This window comes from Nocardia lijiangensis NBRC 108240 (assembly GCF_001613045.1).
GTDB lineage: Bacteria > Actinomycetota > Actinomycetes > Mycobacteriales > Mycobacteriaceae > Nocardia > Nocardia lijiangensis.
This window is the reverse complement of record NZ_BDBP01000093.1, coordinates 21,026-41,910: the sequence shown is the minus strand read 5'-3', so window position 1 is coordinate 41,910 and position 20,885 is coordinate 21,026. Positions and strand designations below refer to the sequence as shown.

The following is a 20,885-nucleotide window of genomic DNA, read 5'->3' as shown; positions in this document are numbered from 1 at the left end:
GGTCGGGTCGCCGAGCGCCTCCCTCGCATTGGCGGCGCGGGCCAACTCGCGACCGGACGCATCGAAGACCACCGCGCCGACGGGCACATCGCGCGGGTCGGCGGCCGCGGCCGCGTCGAGCGCGGCGCGCATCATCGCGACGTCGGATACGAGCGGATTCTCGGGCAGCACACTCATGCCCGCGCCTCGCTGGCGCTCGGCTCCGGCATGTGCGAGGCACGCTGGCACATGATTCGCTCGCAACGCTCGCTCATGCGCGTACCGCGATCACCGCGGCAGCTTGTCCAGTACCGCCGAGAGTTCGTTGGCGAAGCCAAGGCGCTGGGCGATCATGCCGAGCTGCTCGTCCGGGTACAGGTCGGTCTCGGCGAGAATCACGCTCAGTACCGGCTCGGGCAGGCCCAAGTCGGCGAGCACGGCGAGATCGCCCTCTTCCCACGGCTCGACGTCGTCCAGTTCGTCGGGATCGATATCGGGGATTTCGATATTCAAGGCCTCGAGCACATCGGCGGCGATGTCGTAGTCGATCGCGGCCGTGGCATCCGAGACCAGCATCTTGGTGCCGCTCGGCGCGGGCCGGAGCACGATGAAGAACTCGTCATCGATGTCCAGCAGCCCGAAGACCGCCCCTGAGCTGCGCAATGCCTTCAGCTCGCTTTCCGCGACGGACAGATCGGTGAGCGCCGCCTGGCTCAACGGACTACACCGCCATTTGCCTTCTTCGCGGACAACCGCCACTGCGAACCCTTCCACGTCGTCGTAATCTTCCGACGCCGCCCTGTTCGTGCCCGAGCGCTGTGCTGCCATGGCCGCAACGGTAGTCGGCTCGAGCTCAAATGTTGAAGTCGTATGCGAATCTGTTCCGGTGACTCGCGACCAGAAAGCACCGGTGTGTGTCCTCGGGACGGGCCTGATCGGCGGTTCCCTGCTGCGCGCCGCCGCGGCGGCGGGCTATGTGGCTTTCGGCTACAACAGATCGCAGTCCGGGGTAGCGGCCGCGCGGACCGCCGGTTTCGACGTCGACGACGACCTGCCCGGCGTGCTCGCACGCGCCGCGGCCGAGGACGCGCTGATCGTGATCGCGGTGCCGATGCCCGCGGTCGACCACATCCTGTCCTCGGTGGCCACCTTCGCGCCCGACTGCATGCTGACCGACGTGGTGAGCGTGAAGGCGCCGGTCGCCGCGGCGGTGCACAAGCACGGATTGGGCGCGCGCTACGTCGGCGGGCATCCGATGGCCGGTACCTCCGAATCCGGTTGGGCGGCCACCGATCCCGATTTGTTCCGCGGCGCGGTGTGGGCGGTCGGCGTCGATCCCGGCACGCACGCGGATCCGTGGCGGCGGGTGGCCGGGCTGGCGCTGGACTGCGGGTCGGTGGTGGTGCCGGTGGTCGCCGAGGAACACGACCGGGCGGTCGCGCGGATCTCGCATCTGCCGCATGTGCTCGCCGAGGCGCTGGCCGTCGCGGGCTCGGGCGGCGGCCCGCTCGCGCTGGGCCTGGCCGCGGGGTCCTTTCGCGACGGCACCCGGGTGGCCGCGACCGCGCCGGAGCTGGTCCGCGCGATCTGCGAACCGAACGCCGACGCCCTCCTCGCGGTGCTGGAGGAAGCGCTGACGGTGCTCGGCGCGGCCCGCGACACCCTGGCCGAGAACGGTTCGCTCGCCGACCTGACCCGCGCGGGCCACGACGCAAGGAACGCCTACGAGACCGCGCAACGCTGGGAGATCACCGACATCCGCCCGGGCGATCACGCCTGGCTGGAGCGACTGCACGAAGCCGGCCAGCGCGGCGGCGTGATCACAACCGTATGACCACCCCCACCGCGACCGGACATATTCCGGCCGAAGGTGACATTCAGTCCGTCTGACGGCGTGGGAGTCACCTTCAGTCGGAGACCACGGTGTTCAGATGCGTTCGGCGAGCCCCGGGTAGTCCAGCAGGAAACCTTCGTCGTCGACGGTGACCGTCGCGCTGGAGACCGGCGACAGCACGCTGATGCCGTCGGCGGCGCTGCTGTAGATCAGGCTGGCCTCCTGAACCAGCAGGTCGGGCAGGCGCACGTACACCACAGGCACTTGCACGTCCTCCACCGCGTGCTGGAGTCCGTAGCGCCGGATCGGCAGGGTGTTGAAGAACGGGCTGAGCACCACGTCCACGTCGAGCGCACCCGCGAAGGTGGAGCGGACGTGGCTGCCGCCCGCGTCGACCAGCCAGTAGTTCTCCTCGTCCCTGGCGATCGAGGCGTGCCGCTCGCCCGCCGCGGTGGTCGTGCGCAGCGACAGTCGTTTCGTGGCGCCGTTCTCGTCGGTGACCAGGTCGTAGGACGCGCTGAAGGCGGGGTGGTCCTCGCACGCGCCGCCGATCATGCGACCGGCGGCGCGGATGCGGTTGCCGTTCAGCGTCACGCGTACCGACTCCATCCGTGTCGCGTTGTGCGCGCGCCACGTCAGAATCGCCGGCCACCGAGGTGCCGCCGGTTTGCTGTCGGGGGCGGGGGCTGGATTGGTCACGTATCTACCGTAAGCGAAAAACCCCGGCACGCTGATTTTTTGCGGCGCTCGCGGGTCCCCGCGTGGTCACGCTGCGCTACCTCCTCCGGGCCCGTCGCGAACACCGCGGGCATCACACGAGTGACTCGCGCCATGCGGCGTGCAGTCCGGCGAACCGGCCGCTGCCCTCGATCAGCTCGGCGGGAGCACCGTCCTCGACGATCCGGCCCTGTTCGAGCACCAGCACGCGGTCCGCGATCGCCACGGTGGACAGCCGGTGCGCGATGATCACGGCCGTGCGGTCACGCAAGACCGTCTCCAGCGCCCGCTGAACCAGCCGTTCGCTGGGGATGTCGAGGCTGGAGGTGGCCTCGTCGAGCACGATGACCGCCGGATCCGCGAGGAACACCCTGGCGAACGCGACCAACTGCCGCTGCCCCGCCGAGAGCCTGCCGCCGCGCTTGCGCACGTCGGTGCCGAAACCCTCCGGCAGTTGCATGACGAAGTCGTACAGCCCGACCGCGCGAGCCGCCGCGTGCACCTCGGCATCGGTGGCGTCCGGCCTGCCGAGGCGGATGTTGTCGGCGACCGACCCGGAGAACAGGTAGGACTCCTGGGTGACCATGACGACGTTGCGCCGCAGGTCCGCGTCGGAGATCCGGCGCAGGTCGATCCCGTCCAGCGTGACCGTGCCCCCGGACGGGTCGTAGAACCTGGTCAGCAGTTTGGCCAGGGTCGACTTGCCCGCGCCGGTCGCGCCGACGAGGGCGATCACCTGCCCGGCCGGAAGCTCCAGCGAGAACTCGGGAAGCACCGGCCCGCGCCCCGCCGCGGTCGCCGCGTCGAGCGCCTCGGGACCGGGCGCGGAGTCGTAGCCGAACCACACCTCGTCCATGCGCACCGCACCGGCGGCCTTGCCCACCGGCACCGGATCCTTCGGTTCCGGCACCGAGGGCTCCTCCTCCAGCACGCCGGAGATCTTCTCCAGCGCCGCCGCGGCGGACTGGTAGGAGTTGAACACCTGGGCGAGTTCGTCGAGCGGGCCGTAGAACTCGTTGAGGTAGAGCAGGTAGGCCGCGAGCACGCCGACGGCGAGGTTGCCCTCGATGACCTGCCACGCGCCGACCACGATGACGATCACCGTGGTGAGGTTGCCGAGCAGCCGGGTGAGCCCGGCGTAATCGCCCATGCCGCGCATGGCGGCGGTGGTCGCCGTCCGGTACTCCGCGTCCTCGATCGCGAGCACCGCCTCGTTGCGCTGCTCGCGGCGGAACGCCTGCACCGCACGCATGCCGCCCATGGACTCGACGAACTGCACGACCACCTTGGCGATCGCGCCGCGGGTGCGCCGGTAGCCCGCCCGCTGCCTGCGCTGCGCCCATCTGGTCACCAGCGCCAGCGGCACGAAACCGACGAGCACGATCGCCGCGAGCGTCTGGTCCAGGTAGACGAGCAGCACCGCGATGGTGACCACCGAGAGGATCGCGCTGAGCGCCTGATTCAGCGCGCTCTCCAGCAGCTCCTGGAGGGTTTCGATGTCGCCGGTGAGCCGGGCCACCGCCTTGCCCGAAGTGTACTTCTCGTGGAAGCTCACGCTGAGCCGCTGCATGTGCCCGAACAGCCGCACGCGCAGGTCGAACAGCACACTCTGGCTGAGCCTGCCCGAGACCCGCAGGAAGCTGAAGGTGGTGACCACGCTGATGCCGACCGCACCGAGGTAGCCCGCAACGGTCAGCGCCAGCGGCGTCCAATTGCCTTTGGCGCCTTCGGAAATACCGGTGTCGAGCCCGTAGGCGACGAACAGCGGCGCCGACACGGTGGCGGCGTTGTCCACCACGATCAGCACCAGCGCCAGCACCGCGAGCCTGCGGTACGGGCGCGCCAGATCGAGCAGCAATCGCCTGGATCGTCCGGCCAGCACCAGGTTTCCGGTCTGGGTGACCTCTTTGTCCTCGCTGGCGATGCCGCGCCAATCGGCGACCTCGTCGCGCGCCGCCGAATCCGGCTCGCTCGCCGCGTCTTTCGGCACGGTCTCGGTCGCGTTCACGATTCCCCTCCCATCAGTTCGCGGTAGCGGGCGCTGGTGCGCAGCAGCTGGTCGTGGCTGCCCTCGGCGACGATGCGACCTTCGGCGAGCAACGCCACCCGATCGGCCAGCGCCGCGGTGGAGGGCCGGTGTGCGACGAGCAGCGTTGTCGCGCCTGCCAGCACGGTGCGCAACCGTTCCTGCACCCGTTCCTCGGTTTCCACGTCCAGCGCCGACAGCGGATCGTCGAGCACCATGATCCGGGTACGGTCACCGGCGCTCGCGCGGCCGAGTACCGCGCGGGCCAGGGCCAGTCGTTGCCGCTGGCCGCCGGACAGACTCAGGCCCTGCTCGCCGATCCTGGTGTCGAGACCCCACGGCAGCTTGTCCACGAAATCCGTGGCCTGGGCGATGTCCAGCGCGCGGCGCACGTCCTCGTCGGTGGCCTCCGGGTCGCCGAGGGCGACGTTCTCGCGCACGCTGGCCGAGAACAGCACCGGCTCCTCGAACGCGACCGTCACCAGCGAGCGCAGGTCCGACACCCGCATCGAGGCGATGTCGATGCCGTCGATGGTGATCACACCGCCGGTCACGTCGTAGAGCCGCGGAATCAGGTTGAGCAGGGCGGTCTTTCCGCTGCCCGTCGCGCCGACCAGGGCCACCGTCTCGCCGGGCCGGACCTTCAGCGAGACGTCGTGCAGCACTTCGCGTTCCGCGTCCGGCGTCGGGTCTTTGCTTTCGTCCTCGCCGCGCGGGAACGCGAAACGCACGCCGTCCAAGGTCAACTCGCCCACGATGTGCTCGGGCAGCCGCACCGGATCGGCGGGATCGGTGATATCCACCGGGGTGTCGATGATCTCCCAGTAGCGGTCGGCCGCGGTGCGCGCGTCGTTCAGCTCGGCGAGCAGGAAGCCGGTCCAGATGATCGGCCACTGCAGGAAGGTCGCCAGCGTGATGGACGCGACCAGGGTGCCGAGCGTCATCGTGCCGTGCGCCACCGCGTAGCCGCCGTAGCCGAGTGCGAAGGCGATGGCCAGCTGCGGCAGGCCCATCATCGCCGACCAGAGTTTGGCGTCGAGTCGCACCTTCAGCAGTTCGGTCTGCTGCAGCTCGCGCGACTGGGCGGTGAATCGCGAACCGAAGAACAGGCCGCGGCCGAACGCCTTGAGAACGCGCACGCCCTGCACGGATTCCTCCGCGGTGGTGGCCAGGTCACCGGACTGATCCTGGGAGCGCCGCGAGGCCACCGCGTAGCGCCGCTCGAAGCCGGTCGCGATGAACACCAGCGGGATCGAGATCAGGCCGAAGATCAGGCCGACGCGCCAGCTCAGCGCGCACAGCACGAGCAGGCCGATCGGGATCACCACGATGTGGATCACCAGAAACGGTCCGGCGAACGCGACGAAGCGCCGCATGGTGGCCAGGTCGTCGACGGCGCGCGAGAGCAGCTGGCCCGACTCCCACGCGTCGTGACGCCCGATCGCCAGCGTCTGCAGCTTGCGGAAGATCTTGGCGCGCAACGTGATCTCGAAGGCGGTGGCGGGCTTGGAGACCAGCCAGCGCCTGCCCCAGATGCCGAACGCCTCCAGCATGCCGAGCAGCAGCACCAGCAGGACGGGCGCCACGATGCCGCCGAAATCGCGGTGCGCGATGGGGCCGTCGATGATGCGCGCGATCAGCAGCGGGATGACCACGGCGGTCAGGGTCGCCAGCACCGCCAAGGTGGTCGCCCCGATCAGGGCGGCCCGGTGCGGGCGTAGGTACGGCTCGAAGCGCCGCAGCGAATGCAGGCGGCCCGGCGGCGGCGCGGCGGGCCGCTCGGGTATGTCCGCGTCCGATTCGGCCGACGGCAGCTCCAACGTGGCTGACAATGCTCCCCCTCGTGGTTCGTGGATCGCGGTGTCCAGAGTCCGGCGCCCGGCGATGTTCGCGACGGGATCCGACATCCCAGGGTCGCACCGACACTCGCTTCGGCCAACCGATTTTTCGCCACACTGCATTCCCGCGGCGGGTCTAAGCTGCGGTAATGCTGATCGTCGCCGGATATCTACGGGTCACCGACCGCGACGACTACCTGGCGCGGTGCCGGGAGGTCGTCGAGCAGGCGCGAGCGGCCGAGGGCTGCCACGATTTCTGCCTCGGCGCGGATCTGGTGGAACCCGACCGCGTCAACGTGTACGAGCGGTGGTCGACCCGCGCCGACGCGGAACGCTTCCGCGGGGAAGGTCCCTCGGGCGGTCTGGAGACCCGCATCGTCGGCGCGGACGTGCGCGAGTTCGAGTACACGGTCGAGACCCCGCTGTAGGACTCGGTCCGCAGCGGACGCCCGGCGGATCAGCCGATGCTCGCGCCCTCCGGTTCGCATTCCAGCGCGTCCGGGAAGGACTGCTGCCGATACCCACCGCGCAGCGTGCCTTCCAGATACGCGGTACGGCAGGCGCGCCGGGCGATCTTGCCGCTGGAGGTGCGTGGAATCGAGCCAGCGGGCACCAGCAGCAGGTCGCGGACCGGCACGCCGTGGCGCTGTGCGATGGCGCCGCGCACCGCGTCGGTGATCGGCGCGGAATCCGCTTTGGCCGCACCGGTGCCGCGCTCGGCCACGATGACCAACTGTTCGGAGGTATCCTCGGCATCGAATCGCGTTCCCGCGCTGCCCTGTTCGAAGATCTCGGCCGGTAACTGGTTGGCGGGCACCGAGAACGCGGCGACGAAACCGGGGCGCAGCGCCGTGCTGGCTTCCTGCGCCGAATATTCCAGGTCCTGCGGGTAGTGGTTGCGGCCGTCCACGATCACCAGGTCCTTCACCCGGCCGGTGATGTAGAGCTCGCCGTCGATGTAGGCGCCGAAATCGCCGGTGCGCATCCATTTCGCGTCCGCGGCGGCGCCCTCCGCGTGGCTGCCTTCCGACAGCCGGTCCAGCCGGTTGTGGAAGGTCGCCGCGGATTCCTCCGGCCTGCCCCAGTAGCCGATGCCCATGTTGTCGCCATGCAGCCAGATCTCGCCGACCTCGCCGTCCGGCCGCTCGACGCCGCTCTCGGGATCGACGATCGCGGCCCACTGCGACTTCGCCACGTAACCGCAGGAAACCTGCGCGATGGCATTGTCGGTGCCCGGCTCGACCCGGACCATCCGGCCCGCGTTGAGCTCGCCGCGATCCACGTACACCACCTTGGCCTCGTCCTCGGCCTTGGTCGCCGAGACGAACACGGTCGCCTCTGCCATGCCGTAGCAGGGCTTGATGGCGGACTTGGGCAGGCCGTAGGGGGCGAACGCGTCGTTGAACTTCTTCATCGAAGCCACCGAGACCGGCTCGCTGCCATTGATCAGACCGATGACGTTCGACAGGTCCAGCTTCTCGCCCGCCCGCGGCAGACCGCGCGCCGCGGCGTGCTCGAACGCGAAATTCGGTGCGGCGGCGAAGGTTCCGGCACCGTCGGAGACCGCGGCCAGTTCCTTGATCCAGCGGTACGGGCGGCGCACGAACGCGCTCGGCGACATGATCGTGATGAATCCGCCGCCGACGGTCGGCAGGATCACCGTCAGCAGGCCCATGTCGTGGAACAGCGGCAGCCAGGTGACGCCGCGCGAATTCTCGGTGACTCCGATGGCATCGATCATCTGCAGCAGATTGGTGCCGACCGCGCGGTGGGTGATCTCCACGCCCGCGGGCGTCCTGGTGGAACCGGAGGTGTACTGCAGATAGGCGATGCTGTCGATGTCGATGTCCGGGCGTACCCAGCTCGACCCGACGCCGTCCGGGACCGCGTCCACGGCGACGAGGCGCGGCCGCTGCGCCGCGGGCAGATGCCGGAAGAGGTTCCGCACGCCCGCCGCTGCCGTCGAGACCGTGAGGATCACCGACGGGGTGCAATCGGCGAGCACCGCGTGCAGCCGGTCGGTGTGCCCCTGCTCCTCGGGATCGAACAGCGGCACCGCGATGGTGCCCGCGTAGACCGCGGCGAAGATCGAGATCACGTAGTCCAAGCCCTGCGGGGCGAGAATCGCGACCCGCTCGCGCGGCTGCGCGACCTGCTGCAGCCGGGCCGCCACCGCGCGCAGCCGCACGCTGAACTGGCTCCAGGTCAGGTCCTGGTATTCGCCCTCGCGCTCACGCGAGTAGTCGATGAAGCGGTACGCGAGACCGTCCGGGCTCGCCGCAGTGTGCTGGTCGACGAAGTCGATCAGGGTCTTGTCACCCGGGATGGTGATGTTGCCCTGCTCGTCCAGGTAGTCGTCGAAGGTCTCGCGGATCATCGCCATCCTTTTCCAACGCACGCACGAAAACCGTGCAGTGACACCGAACACAGATCGACACCGCAGCGCCGGGAGGGCTAGCAGGTAGACAGCCCGGAGTTATACCTCACAGGCATCACCCGCCACCTTCCCGGCGACTCAATACTTTCCGAACGCGATCGCCACGTTGTGCCCGCCGAAACCGAAGGAGTTGTTGACCGCGTAGTCGATGCGGCCCGCCCGCGCCCCGCCCTTGACGACGTCCAGGTCGATGTCGGGATCCTGGTTCTCCAGGTTCAGCGTCGGCGGCACGATGTCGTCACGCACGCTCAGCACGGTGATCACCGACTCCAGCGCGCCGACGGCGCCGATCGAATGGCCGAGCGCCGATTTCGGGGCGTAGACCGACGCGTGCGAACCGACCGCCTTGCCGATCGCCAGCGCCTCGGCGGTGTCGCCGATCGGGGTCGCGGTGGCGTGCGCATTGATATGCGTGACATCGCTTTTCGTCAGCCCGGCCAGCTCCAGGGCCCGGGTCATGGCGCGCGCGGCGCCGGTGCCCTCCGGGTCGGGGGCGACCAGGTGGAAGCCGTCGGAGGTGATCCCCGCGCCGAGCAGGCGGGCGTGGATGGTCGCGCCGCGTGCCTTGGCGTGCTCCTCGGTCTCGAGCACCATCATCGCGCCCGCCTCACCGAAGACGAATCCGTCGCGGTCCACGTCGAACGGCCGGGAGGCCCCCTTCGGGTCGTCGTTGCGGGTGCTCATCGCGCGCATCATCGTGAACGCGGCGATCGGCAACGCCTGGATGGAGCCCTCGACGCCGCCGGTCACGACCATGTCGGCGTCGCCCATCACGATCATCCGCCAAGCGTTGGCGATCGCCTCCGAACCGGACGAGCACGCGGAGACCGGGGTGCAGACACCGGCGCGCGCACCGACCTCCACGCCGACGCACGCCGCCGGCCCGTTCGGCATGATCCACTGCACCGCCAGCGGCGAAACCTTGCGATAGCCGCCGTTGTGCATCTTGTCGCGCTGGTCGATCACGGCCTCCGCGCCGCCGAGCCCGGTGCCGAGCGAGACGGCGAGCCGGTCCCGGTCCACCTCGGGGCTGCCCGCGTTACGCCAGGCCTCGCGGGCGAGCACGGTGGCCATCTGCTCGACGTAGGCCAGCCTGCGGACCTCGTCGGAACTCAGACAGGAACGCGGGGTGACCTTCAGGTGCCCGCCGATGCGCACCGGCAACTCGAACTGCTCGATGAATGGATCGTCCAGGGCATCGATGCCGCTCTCGCCGTTCAGTAAGCCCTTCCAGGTGGAGTCGACATCACCCGCGATCGAGGTGGTCGCCGCGAGGCTGGTCACCACGACATCGGGGAAGTTGCCACGCTTGGTGGACGAAAGCTGCATCGAAACTCACTTTCCTGGCGATCGCATGGGGTGTTCCGGGAACTGCGCGCCGACGCCGAGGCGTCGAAAGGCCAAGCGGGAGAAGCAGCCGTGGTCGTTATCCGGCCGATTCGCATTATCGAGGAGCCCGAGCTAATCCGCAGCAAGACACGCAAATCCGTAGCGTGGCCCGGACGGCGGTCACGGGGAGCCCGGTGCGCTGACGGTGGTCCTCCCGGTGGTCCGCGCCGTAGGGCTCGAGTAACGTGCTTGTGCGGGGCACGGTGCGCGGACGCGTTTGGCGCCCGTCGTGGAATCGCGAGAAGGGACGACTGTGACGGGCGGGCGGATGGTCGGGCTGTTCGCCGGGATCGGCGGACTCGAGCTCGGCCTCGCCGAGCACGGCTGGCGTTCCGAGCTGCTCTGCGAGATCGATGCGGGCGCACAAGCGGTGCTCGCGGCCCATTTCACCGACGTTCCGCTGCAGTCCGATATCACCAGGCTGCGCGGCATCCCGGCGGGCACCGAACTCGTCGCGGCGGGGTTTCCCTGCCAGGACCTCTCCCAAGCCGGGCGCACCGCGGGCATCACCGGACAGCGCTCGGGACTGGTCGACGAGGTGTTCCGCCTGGTGCGCCGCAAGCGCGGGCCGCGCTGGCTGCTGATCGAAAACGTCCCTTTCATGCTGCAATTGGGCCGCGGCGCGGCCATGCGGCACATCACCGAGGCGTTGGACGAACTCGGCTACACCTGGGCATACCGCGTCGTCGACGCGCGCGCGTTCGGCCTGCCGCAGCGCCGCCAGCGCGTGCTGATGCTGGCCTCGCGCACCGAGGATCCGCGCCGCGTGCTGTTCGGCGACGACGCGGGCCCGCTCGAGCTCGGCGATGCCGGGGCCGACCCCTGCGGGTTCTACTGGACCGAGGGCGTGCGCGGACTCGGGTGGGCGGTGAACGCGGTGCCGACCCTGAAAGGCGGGTCCGCGCTTGGCATCGCCAGCCCGCCCGCCGTGCGCCTGCCGTCGGGCGAGGTCGTGACGCCGGGCCTGGTCGACGGGGAACGGCTACAGGGCTTCGCCCCGGACTGGACCGCACCCGCCACCACGGTGCGCGGCATCCGGCACGGCCACCGCTGGAAGCTGATCGGCAACGCGGTGAGCGTGCGGATGGCGGCCTGGGTCGGCGCCCGACTGGCCGCGCCGCTGGATCCGATACCGCACGATCGCATCCTGCTGACCGGTCAGCCGTGGCCGATGGCGGCGTGGGGCCGCGCCGGGACCGCCTATCGGGTTCCGGTGTCCACCTGGCCGGTGCACGAACCCTACGAGGATCTGAAGAACTTCCTCACCGACTCGCGGCTGCTCTCCGCGCGCGCCACCGCCGGGTTCCTGCGGCGAGCGGGGATGGGCACGCTGCGCTTCCCCGACGGGTTCCTCACCGACATGGAGAACCATCTGGACCGCATGGGCGGCTGGGCGGCGTGAGCCGATGACCGAGCGCCCACGCACCGATGCCGCGACCAGCGCGCGGCTGGCCAAGCAGCGGCGCAGCGGGACCGCGCCGGAACTGGCCCTGCGCCGCGAACTGCACCGGCGCGGCCTGCGCTACTTCGTGGATCGCGCTCCGCTTCGCGGCCAGCGCCGCCGCGCCGACGTGGTCTTTCCGCGGCGCAAGGTCGCGGTGTACGTCGACGGGTGCTTCTGGCACAGCTGCCCCGACCACGCCACCTCCCCGAAGAACAACGCCGAATGGTGGGCCGCCAAGCTCGCGGGAAACGTGGCGCGCGACCGCGCCACCGACGCGACGCTGGACGCCGCAGGGTGGCAGGTGGTGCGGATCTGGGAACACGAGGACCCGGCCGCCGCGGCCGATCGGGTGCAAGCCGCGCTGGGCCGGGATCCCGGCTGACTTCGGGCGAGCCGCTAACGGTGGCGCACGCGCACCAGGGTGCGTGGTGCGTGCGCGGCGAGATAACCCGACACCGCCATGGCCGCCATCACCGCCAAACCGGCGGCGGCTGTCGCATATCCGCTCATGGAAACCTCCTCACTCGCTTCCACTCCAGACTTGCCGGACATGCTGACAGTAGCCTGTGCACCACGTGTCGATGCCGTACGAACCGCTGGCAACACGCTTGTTCCGCCTCGAACCACGGACAATGGGCAGGGTGACCGACGACGGGAGCAAGATCGCCGAACGACGCGCGCCGATCGCGTCCTGGTTGATCGCCGCGGCGATAGCGATCGCCGGGCTCTGCTACTCGTCGTGGGTGCTGGAGTTCGTGCTGCCCATCGATTCCGACCCGGTGAACTCGTTTCTCAGCGAGCTCGACGCGGAAGGCAAGCCCTACCGTGAGGTGTTCGGGACGGGCGACAAGATCACCGGGGCGCTGCTCATCCCAGCCGCGCTCGGCGGGCTGCTGATCTTCCCGCGGCGCAGGCTCACCACCGTCGGCTGGGTGGCGCTGGCCTGCTTCGGCGCCGCGACCATCGCCGACGCGCTGCTCCCGCTGCGCGATTGCACCCCGGGCGAGCCGGGCTGCGGCGGTCCGAGCAAGTTGTTCCCGCAGCTGCATCAGCCGCACGCGCTGACGAGCACACTCGCGGTCACCTCGATCGCGGTCGCGGTCTTCGCGTTCAGCCTGGCGGCGTTCCGCTACCACCGCTGGCGGATTCTGCGCGAGTTCGGTGTGGTCGTGCTGGTGGCCGGGTCGGCCGCGACGGTGTGGATGCTGGTGGCCGACAACCTGCCCGGCGACTACGCGCTCGGCATCGCCCAGCGCATCCAGGTCGGGTCCATGTCGTTGTGGCTGCTCACGCTGGCCGTGGCGGTCGTGGTGGAGGGCAGGGAATGGACCGAACCGGTCGCACCCGATGCATGACGGTGGCGGGTAGCACCGCGCGCACCCTCCCGCTCGAACCGGCCGATCGCGGGTCGAATCCCGGTGCCGGCGTGATCTTTTCGTTCTGGGCAGTTGATCATTGGCCGCGGTGGACACCGGCGGCGCATGCTGTCGCCATGACCGAGCGCGTGAACATCTCCTCCGAATCCGAGTTCGAAGACGTCGTCGGCTACTCGCGCGCCGTGCGCGTCGGCAACCTCGTCGCGGTCAGCGGGACCACCGCGGCGGCGGCAGGCGGCACGGCCGTCGGCGGCGACGATATCGGCGAGCAGGCCAGGGAGGCACTGCGCCGCATCGCCGCCGCGCTCGACGAAGCGGGCGCGCGCATGGCCGATGTCGTCCGCACCCGGATCTTCGTCACCGACATCGGCCGGTGGCCCGAGGTCGCCGCCGCGCACGCCGAAGTGTTCGGGGATATCCGTCCGGCCGCATCGATGTACGAAGTGCGGGCGCTCATCACGCCCGCACTGCTGGTGGAGATCGAGGCCGACGCGGTCGTCGCCGATGAGCGCCTCGATCGGCTCGTCGCCGGGTAGGCGTACCTCCGCCTGCGCTCCGGCCGTGCGCGGGGCTATGGACGGACTACGTCCGGCAGCGCCACCCTTGCGTACCTCCGCGCCGTGCGCGCTGTCGACGGCCTGCGCCCGGCTACATCCATTAGGGTCGAGACCGTGACCAGCGACGCGCAGGATCCCACTCCGCACGAACTGCTCGACCAGGTCGCCGACGCGACCGCCCGGTTGCTCGAGACCGTGAGCGGTCTGCGCGACGGCGACGTCATCGAACCCTCGCTGCTGCCCGCGTGGAGCCGCGGGCACGTGCTCGCCCACCTCGCCCGCAACGCCGACAGCCTGGTCAACCTGCTGATCTGGGCCCGGACCGGCGTCGAGACCCCGCAGTACGCGAGCTCCTTCGTGCGCGAGTTCGACATCGACGCGGGCGCGCCGCGGCCGGTCGCCGAACAACTCCGCGACAACGAGGCCGCCGCCAACCGCTGGTCCGCGCTCGCGAGCACCGCGCCGCGGGAAACCTGGACCGCCACCGTCCGCACCCGCGCGGGCCGCACCATCCCCGCCGCCGAGGTCCCCTGGATGCGCCTGCTCGAAGTCGAAATCCACCACGTCGACCTCGCGGCCTCCTACACCCCCGGCGACTGGCCCGCCTCGTTCGTCACCCGCGCCCTCCCCCGCGTCGCCGCCGACCTCGCCAAATCCCTCGCCCCCGACACCCCGCCCTTCGACATCCGAGCCACCGACCTCGACTTCACCGCCCCCCTCACCCCCGGCACCCCCACCCACACCGTCACGGGCCCCGCCCCCTCCCTCCTCGCCTGGCTCATCGGCCGCTCCCCGGGCGACGACCTCACCTCCCCCCTCCCCACCCTCCCCGCCTGGCGTTGAACAGTCGCCCGGAGCTGCAAAAGCTAAAGTAACGGGTCACATACTTTAGTTTCTCCGCTTAACCTATAATAAGCGGAAGCATAGTTGCGTTTTCTTCCCAAGGGGGTCCCAGTGGAGTGGCCGCGACACCGTAGAGAACCGCGAGAATGGATCCCGCGACAGCGTCAGGGTTCCCGCGCCGATCGGACGCTGGACGGAATCGAGGTCTCGATTCCACCGCGAATATCGGATCTCGACTACGTCCTCGCTGGGCCGGTCGCGCGGGCCCACGAAGACGCCGTGATCGCCGTCGCGCGACTGGAGGCAGGGTGCGGGCAGCATCTCGCCCCGCTCGCCGACTTCCTGCTGCGCAGCGAGTCCGTGGCTTCCTCCAAGATCGAGCACATAGATGCCGGCTGGCGGGCGTTCGGCAAGGCGTTCGCCGGCGGGAAGGCCGGCAACGAAGCGCAATCACAATTGGCGGCGGTGCGAACATTGGCGGCGCTGGTCGCCGTAGCCACAGAGGGCCCCGTGACGCTCGAATCCGTGCTGAACTCACACCGCCTGCTGATGGCCCCCGACTACTACACCGCCCGCGACTCCGGCGCGCTGCGTGAAGTTCAGAACTGGATCGGCGGCAGCGACTACACGCCGATCGAAGCCCTCTATGTCCCGCCCCCTCCGGATCTTGTCCCGGAGTTGATGGATGATCTGCTCACATTCGCGGCACGCACCGATCTGCCGATCCTCGCCCAAGCAGCTATCGCGCACGCCCAGTTCGAGTCCATCCACCCATTCACCGACGGCAACGGCCGCATCGGGCGCGCGCTGATCAGCGCCATACTGCGCCGCCGTGGACTCACCCAACGAGTCACCGTCCCGCTCGCATCGGCGATGCTTGCCGACACCGGCCGCTACTTTGCCCAACTCGACCACTACCGAGAAGGGCACGCCGACAAGTTCGTCGAGTATGTCGCCGTCGCGACCACACAAGCCAGCGACGCCGCTCAGGACTCGGCCCGGAACCTCGCCGAGTTGCCCGAACACTGGCACGCCCTCGCCAAACCCCGGGCCAATTCCACGGAAGCGACTGTGATCGCGGCACTGCTCGACAACCCGATCTTCAACGCGGAGACAGCGCAAAAGATCACCGGCACAACGGAAGCCAGCGTGTACCGGGCACTTGCCAAACTCACCGACTGCGGCATTCTCGAGGTCCTCTCGGAGAGCAAACGCAACCGCATCTGGGCCGCGACAGACGTCCTCGCGGAACTCGACGCCCTCTCCGCCGCGATCGGCCGCCGCACCACCGCACGCCTGTGACGAAGGTCGCCCGCAAAGGCGAAAGGCCCCTCCCACAATGGGAGGGGCCTTTCGAAATGTGCGCCCGGAGAGACTCGAACTCCCAACCTTCTGATCCGTAGTCAGATGCTCTATCCGTTGAGCTACGGGCGCAGTACCTGTTCAGTTGTTACCCGGCGAACCGGGTGTGGCGGAGGCGAGAGGATTTGAACCTCCGGTCCCCGTGAAGGGACAACTCATTAGCAGTGAGTCCCATTCGGCCGCTCTGGCACGCCTCCTGGAGCCTTCTCTTCGAGGGCACCGGTCCTTTCGAACCGCCGAGCATGAAGGTTACATGACCCAACGTCCGGATAACAAAACGCCTGGTTATCAGCGTAAGTTGCTGTCGAACCAGTCGAAGATCCGGGTTTGCGAGTCGATGGTGGAGTTGTCGTCCTCCTCCTCGGTGCTCGGGGTGTCGGCGCGGTGGTGCAGACCGGGGTAGGTGACCACGAGGCTGGCGACGGAGGCGCGGGCGACGGCGTCGCGCAGGCGGTCGACGTCGTCGGGCGGGGTGGCCGGATCGTCGGAGCCGAAGAGGCCGAGCCACGGGGCCTGGAGGTCGGGCGCGACCCGCACGAGGGCCTCGGCGTCGTCGGCGAGCGGTTCGGTGATGCCGGCGGCGGCGATGCTGACCGCGGCGCCGATGGGCCGGTTGGTGGCGACGAGGAAGGCGGCGGTGCCCGCGTGGTCGAAGCCGAGCACGCCGACGCAGTCGGGGAAGACGCCCCGCCGGGTCAGCCAGTCGAAGCAGGCGTCGAAATCGTCGAACAGCTCGTCGCCGAAGACCTCGTGCTCGGGGTCGCCGTTCGCCCGATGGAACAGGTTGGGCGCGACGACCGTCCATCCCTCGGTGGCCAGCGCGTTCATGAACTCCAGCAGCACGCCGGTGAACTCCCGAGATTCGTGCAGCACCACGATTCCGCCGCGGGCATTTCCGTCCGGTTCGATCACGGTGATGGGCACCCGGCTGCCTTCGGTGGGGCGCTGCTCGAGGTCTTCGACACCGCGTAGCGGGGCGATATCGTCATAAATGCCCGACATGAAACCAGCGTAGGGCGAGCCGCTGTACTTCGCGAGAAATTGCACCTGAGCGGCCATTACCCGCAACATTTCCGGTATGGAAGCCGCGATTCCGGCACCGCCGGACGACGCTCGTCGCCGGACCGCGGCGGAGGCGTCGGTACGCCTGGGTGCCGCTCGGGGCGGGCCCTTTAGGGTAGAGGGGTGACTGCGCGCATCCGGCCCGACCTCTCCGCCATCCCGGCCTATACGCCAGGGCGCAGCCATCCGGGGGCGGTCAAGCTGGCCAGCAACGAGACCACCCTGCCGCCGCTGCCCGCCGCCGCGAAGGCGATCGCCGAGGCGGCCGAGCTCGCGCACCGGTACCCGGACAACCAGGCGGGCGAGCTGCGCATCGCGCTGGCCGAGTTCCTCGGGGTCACGCCCGCACACGTCGCGGTGGGCTGCGGCAGTGTCGCGCTGTGCCAGGAGCTGGTCCAGATCACCTGCGCCGCACCGACCGACGAGGTGCTGTTCGCGTGGCGCTCGTTCGAGGCGTACCCGATCGTCACCCAGGTGGGGAACGCGACGGCCGTGCAGGTCCCGTTGACGCCGGAGCTGACGCACGACCTGGACGCGATGGCGGCCGCGGTGACCGAGAACACCCGGCTGATCTTCGTCTGCAACCCGAACAACCCGACCGGCACCGCACACGGCCGCGAGGCGCTGATCCGCTTCCTGGACGCGGTCCCCTCGCACGTGCTCGTCGTGCTGGACGAGGCGTACTACGAGTACCTGCGGCTCACACCGCAGGACCGCCCGGACGGCGTCGAATTGGGCCGTAATCGGCCGAATGTGGTTGTGCTCCGCACTTTCTCGAAGGCCTACGGCCTGGCGGGGCTGCGCGTCGGCTACGCGGTCGGCGATCCGGAGGTGATCGCGGCGCTGATGAAGGTGCACATCCCGTTCAGCGTCAACCGGGTGGCCCAGGCCGCGGCGATCGCTTCGCTGGATGCGCGCCACGAGCTGCTGGAGCGCACCGACGCGGTGATCCTGGAACGCGCTCGGATGAGCGCGGCGCTGGTCGCGGCCGGTTACGCGGTGCCGCCGAGCGAGACCAATTTCGTCTGGCTGCCGCTGGGCGCCCGCAGTGCGGAGTTCGGCGAGGCGAGCGCGGAAGCCGGTGTGCTGGTGCGGCCGTACGGGACCGACGGCGTGCGGGTCACCGTCGGCGACCCGCACGAGAACGACCTGTTCCTCGGCTTCGCCACCGACCCCGGCGTGCTGGCGCGCTTCGCCTGAGATCCGGCGCGGCCGCCGGAAGCCGGTCCGGCCCTACGCGGCTGCCGGGACCGGCGGGTGAGACCGCCTGCGGTCAGCGCAGCGCGGGGTATACCGTCGGCCACGACGCGGCGAGTTCGTCGCCCCAGTACGGCCACGAATGCGTCCCCGTGGCACGGAAATTCACGGTGACCGGCATGCCGAGCGAGGTGAAGCGGTCGACCAGCCTGCGGGTGCACGCGTTGGTCGCGGCCTCCAGCGGTCCGCCGAATCCGATGGTGCTGACCAGGTCCGGCTTGCCCGGCACGTCGTACTTGCCGGGCAGACCGCTGCCGGCGGACAGATAGATCGCCTTGCCGCGCAGCGCGGCCGCGTTCAGCATCACGTCGTGGGCGAGCCAGTCGGGATGACTCTCGTCGCCGAACATGTTGTCCGGCTCGCCCTGATAGGTGGCCACCACGGCGCGGGCGTGCGCCTGACCCATATCGGAGCCCGTGGAGAAGCAGCCGCTGTGCGCGGCCACCGCGCGGTAGAGGTCAGGCCTGCGGAACGCGAGCATCATGGCGGCCTCCGCGCCCATCGAGACGCCCATGATCGCGTTGCGCCCGTTGCCGTGGAATTCCGCGTCGATGAGCGGCGGGAGTTCCTTGGTCAGGAAGGTCTCCCACAGGTTGGTGCCGAGCACCGGATCGGGGCGCTGCCAGTCGGTGTAGAAGCTGGCCGGACCGCCGACGGTGAACACCACGTTCACGTCTTTGTCTTCGTAGAAACGGTCGGCATGGCCGAGCTCGATCCAGTTGTTGCTGTCGGCTTCGGCGCTGCGCCCGTCGAGCATGTAGACGGTGGGCCTGCTGCGGCTCTGGTCGCGAGGCAGCAGCACCTGCACTTGCACGGTGCGGCTCATCGCGGGTGATTTCACGAACACGCGCAGCCTGCGGTCGGTGATCGGTTCGATGCGCTCGATCGAGGGCGCGTCGGCCGGCGCGGTGGTCGGCTCGGCGGGGGCGGGTCCGTCGGAGGACCCGGTGTTCGGTTTGTCGGGCGCGGCCATCGAGAGGGGTGCGCCGACCCCTGCCGCACTGGTGAGTAATGCGGCGCTCATGGCGACGACTGCGAGCCGTCGCCGCGCCCAACGCCGAGACAGCATGCCCGCCATGGTGCCAGACGGCAAGCACGAGTGCCACTTTCGATGTTTCGGCTCCCGCGCGGCGAAGTGCGAATCTTCCGAATTCGGGCACACCGCCAGCACACTCGCCATACGCTGCGTCTCGGACGTTTCTCGGGACGTCGATGGGGACCGCCATGACCGCAGACAGCCACGACCCTGCCAGAGGGCGGCATTCGGCGCGCCCGCGTCCGTACCGGCCGACCGGTTCGATGGCAACGCGAGGGCTAATTCACCGAATCCTGCTAACACCTGCCCGCGCACCACCGAACAGATCGGTGCGCCGGCCGTGCCGCGCGCACGGATTCTCTGCTCGATCGATGTCTGTTTGCCGTGGTACCTGATGCCCGACCGGAGAAAGACCGTGAACCACGTGTTGCCTGTTCCACCGATCGAAACCACCGCCGACACCGAGCCTTTCGACTCGGGGCTGGCCCGTCGCCTGCGCGAGTGCGACGACTTCTTCCGACAACCCGAACTCGCCCACCTCGACGCCCAGCGCCGCCGCTCGGCGCTGCAGCAGCTGCGCCGGACCGGCACCTACCTGCAGACCGCCGAGGAGATCCTGATCGGCGCCCGGCTGGCTTGGCGCAACCATTCCCGGTGCGTCGGCCGAAAGCATTGGCGCTCACTGAAACTGCTCGACGCCCGGCGCGTGCGCTCGGCGCGCGACCTGGCCGAGGTGTGCTGGCAGCACCTGCACATGGCGACCAACGGCGGCGCCGTGCAGTCCATGATCACCGTCGGGCCGCCGCGCCAGGCCGACGGGCGCGAATCCCGCGTCGTCAGCCCGCAGTTGCTGCGCTACGCGGGTTACCGCAACGGCGACGGGACGGTCACCGGCGACGCGGCCCATGTCGCGATCACCGAGTTCGCCAGGAAACTCGGCTGGCGCGGCGCGGGCACGCCGTTCGATCTCCTCCCGGTACTGATCAGCACGCCCGACGAGCCGATCAGGTGGTTCGAGGTGCCGCGGGAGCTGGCGCGCGAGGTGGAGATCGAGCACCCCGATTTCGACTGGTTCGCCGGGCTCGGCCTGAAATGGCATGCGGTGCCCGCGGTTTCCAATTTGAACTTGGAGATCGGCGGCGTCACCTATCCATTCGCGCCGTTCAACGGCTGGTACGTGGGCACCGAGATCGGCGCGCGCAACCTCAGCGACACGAACCGCTACAACATGCTCCCGCTGATCGCCGACATGATGGGCCTGGACACCTCGCACCCCCGCACCCTCTGGCGCGACCAGGCGTCGATCGAGCTGAATCGCGCGGTGCTGCACAGCTATCGCAAGGCGGGCGTGCACATCGTCGACCACCACACCGTGGCGAAGCAGTTCTGCGAGCACGCCGAGAAGGAGAAGGCCGCGGGCCGCGCCTGCCCTACCGACTGGAGCTGGATCAACCCACCGATCTCCTCGGGCCTGACCCCCACCTTCCACCGCTACTTCGACCCGCCGGACGACGGTCTCCGCCCCGGCTTCGTCCGCCGCGACACCACCTGAGCCCGCGCACTTCCCCTACCCTCCAGACACTTCCATTCGCCAGCCGTGCAGGCCCGCGCTGTCTCGCGGGTCACACACGAGCTTTCCGGCGAGCAGATGCTGTTACGGTAAACGGAGCATGTACCTCCGGTTAAACGATTCGGCGAATCTGTTCAATGGCGAAGGAGGCCACGGGC

At 69.4% G+C, this 20,885-nt stretch carries 18 protein-coding genes, 2 tRNA genes and 1 pseudogene; 10 read left to right on the top strand and 11 right to left on the bottom strand.

From position 1 onward, the window contains the following. Together NL1_RS39735 and NL1_RS29155 are read right to left on the bottom strand one after the other, a co-directional pair. Positions 1-177: pseudogene (locus NL1_RS39735) on the bottom strand (nucleoside deaminase); the annotation flags it as partial. A gap of 90 nt (positions 178-267) precedes the next feature. Continuing rightward, positions 268-807: a tRNA adenosine deaminase-associated protein gene (locus NL1_RS29155; protein ID WP_067845857.1), complete on the bottom strand. Its 540-nt coding sequence runs from the start codon at positions 805-807 to the stop codon at positions 268-270. A gap of 58 nt (positions 808-865) precedes the next feature. Here NL1_RS29155 and NL1_RS29150 point away from each other — a divergent pair, with 58 nt between their 5' ends. After that, a complete protein-coding gene (locus NL1_RS29150; protein WP_245673629.1) occupies positions 866-1,813 on the top strand; it encodes a prephenate dehydrogenase in 948 nt (315 codons plus the stop codon). 93 nt (positions 1,814-1,906) lie between these two features. Here the strand turns inward: NL1_RS29150 and NL1_RS29145 are convergent, their stop codons facing one another. From NL1_RS29145 to NL1_RS29135, 3 genes are all read right to left on the bottom strand, one after another. Next, positions 1,907-2,512: a putative glycolipid-binding domain-containing protein gene (locus NL1_RS29145; protein WP_084511087.1), complete on the bottom strand. Its 606-nt coding sequence runs from the start codon at positions 2,510-2,512 to the stop codon at positions 1,907-1,909. A gap of 112 nt (positions 2,513-2,624) precedes the next feature. After that, positions 2,625-4,538, bottom strand: a complete 1,914-nt coding sequence (locus tag NL1_RS29140) for an ABC transporter ATP-binding protein (RefSeq protein WP_245673628.1) — start codon at positions 4,536-4,538, stop codon at positions 2,625-2,627. Beyond that, positions 4,535-6,388 carry an ABC transporter ATP-binding protein gene (locus tag NL1_RS29135; RefSeq protein WP_067845900.1) on the bottom strand — a complete coding sequence of 618 codons (1,854 nt, stop codon included), beginning with the start codon at positions 6,386-6,388 and terminating at the stop codon, positions 4,535-4,537. Before NL1_RS29135 ends, NL1_RS29140 begins: the two co-directional genes overlap by 4 nt. Positions 6,389-6,543: 155 nt before the next feature. Between NL1_RS29135 and NL1_RS29130 the strand changes: the two genes are divergently transcribed. After that, the gene (locus NL1_RS29130) at positions 6,544-6,822 is read left to right on the top strand and encodes a putative quinol monooxygenase (RefSeq protein ID WP_067845848.1); all 279 of its coding nucleotides are present in this window, start codon (positions 6,544-6,546) and stop codon (positions 6,820-6,822) included. A gap of 29 nt (positions 6,823-6,851) precedes the next feature. Here NL1_RS29130 and fadD32 read toward each other — a convergent pair whose 3' ends face one another. Next, positions 6,852-8,771 carry a long-chain-fatty-acid--AMP ligase FadD32 gene (gene fadD32 / locus NL1_RS29125; protein WP_067845895.1) on the bottom strand — a complete coding sequence of 640 codons (1,920 nt, stop codon included), beginning with the start codon at positions 8,769-8,771 and terminating at the stop codon, positions 6,852-6,854. 138 nt (positions 8,772-8,909) lie between these two features. After that, positions 8,910-10,160, bottom strand: coding sequence for a KasA/KasB family beta-ketoacyl-ACP synthase (locus NL1_RS29120; protein WP_067845845.1), 1,251 nt, complete (start codon positions 10,158-10,160; stop codon positions 8,910-8,912). Between the two features lie 328 nt (positions 10,161-10,488). On the opposite strand from NL1_RS29120, the gene NL1_RS29115 reads away from it, so the two are divergent. The 6 genes from NL1_RS29115 to NL1_RS29090 all read left to right on the top strand — a co-directional run bounded on the left by NL1_RS29115 (position 10,489) and on the right by NL1_RS29090 (position 15,742). Continuing rightward, positions 10,489-11,622, top strand: a complete 1,134-nt coding sequence (locus NL1_RS29115) for a DNA cytosine methyltransferase (protein WP_174553482.1) — start codon at positions 10,489-10,491, stop codon at positions 11,620-11,622. A gap of 4 nt (positions 11,623-11,626) precedes the next feature. After that, the gene (locus NL1_RS29110; RefSeq protein WP_067845839.1) at positions 11,627-12,046 is read left to right on the top strand and encodes a very short patch repair endonuclease; all 420 of its coding nucleotides are present in this window, start codon (positions 11,627-11,629) and stop codon (positions 12,044-12,046) included. Between the two features lie 259 nt (positions 12,047-12,305). After that, the gene (locus tag NL1_RS29105) at positions 12,306-13,019 is read left to right on the top strand and encodes a DUF998 domain-containing protein (RefSeq protein WP_245673626.1); all 714 of its coding nucleotides are present in this window, start codon (positions 12,306-12,308) and stop codon (positions 13,017-13,019) included. Positions 13,020-13,156: 137 nt separating this feature from the next. Next, positions 13,157-13,576 (top strand): Rid family hydrolase, encoded by a 420-nt coding sequence (locus tag NL1_RS29100; protein ID WP_067845889.1) that lies wholly within the window; start codon positions 13,157-13,159, stop codon positions 13,574-13,576. Positions 13,577-13,711: 135 nt separating this feature from the next. Continuing rightward, entirely contained in the window at positions 13,712-14,440 is a 729-nt protein-coding gene (locus NL1_RS29095; protein WP_067845836.1) for a maleylpyruvate isomerase family mycothiol-dependent enzyme, read from the top strand. 111 nt (positions 14,441-14,551) lie between these two features. Next, entirely contained in the window at positions 14,552-15,742 is a 1,191-nt protein-coding gene (locus NL1_RS29090) for a Fic family protein (protein WP_067845833.1), read from the top strand. Positions 15,743-15,801: 59 nt separating this feature from the next. Here the strand turns inward: NL1_RS29090 and NL1_RS29085 are convergent. From NL1_RS29085 to NL1_RS29075, 3 genes are all read right to left on the bottom strand, one after another. After that, a tRNA-Arg gene (locus tag NL1_RS29085) sits at positions 15,802-15,874 on the bottom strand. 35 nt (positions 15,875-15,909) lie between these two features. Next, positions 15,910-15,999, bottom strand: a tRNA-Ser gene (locus tag NL1_RS29080). 91 nt (positions 16,000-16,090) lie between these two features. Continuing rightward, positions 16,091-16,804, bottom strand: a complete 714-nt coding sequence (locus tag NL1_RS29075) for a dienelactone hydrolase family protein (RefSeq protein WP_067845886.1) — start codon at positions 16,802-16,804, stop codon at positions 16,091-16,093. Positions 16,805-16,987: 183 nt separating this feature from the next. Between NL1_RS29075 and hisC the strand changes: the two genes are divergently transcribed. Beyond that, the gene (hisC, locus tag NL1_RS29070) at positions 16,988-18,064 is read left to right on the top strand and encodes a histidinol-phosphate transaminase (RefSeq protein WP_067845829.1); all 1,077 of its coding nucleotides are present in this window, start codon (positions 16,988-16,990) and stop codon (positions 18,062-18,064) included. 73 nt (positions 18,065-18,137) lie between these two features. On the opposite strand, the gene NL1_RS29065 is transcribed toward hisC, so the two are convergent. After that, positions 18,138-19,190, bottom strand: coding sequence for an alpha/beta hydrolase-fold protein (locus NL1_RS29065; RefSeq protein WP_067845883.1), 1,053 nt, complete (start codon positions 19,188-19,190; stop codon positions 18,138-18,140). A 391-nt stretch (positions 19,191-19,581) separates the two neighbouring features. On the opposite strand from NL1_RS29065, the gene NL1_RS29060 reads away from it, so the two are divergent. Then, positions 19,582-20,709 carry a nitric oxide synthase oxygenase gene (locus tag NL1_RS29060; RefSeq protein ID WP_245673630.1) on the top strand — a complete coding sequence of 376 codons (1,128 nt, stop codon included), beginning with the start codon at positions 19,582-19,584 and terminating at the stop codon, positions 20,707-20,709. Positions 20,710-20,885: the final 176 nt, after the last annotated feature.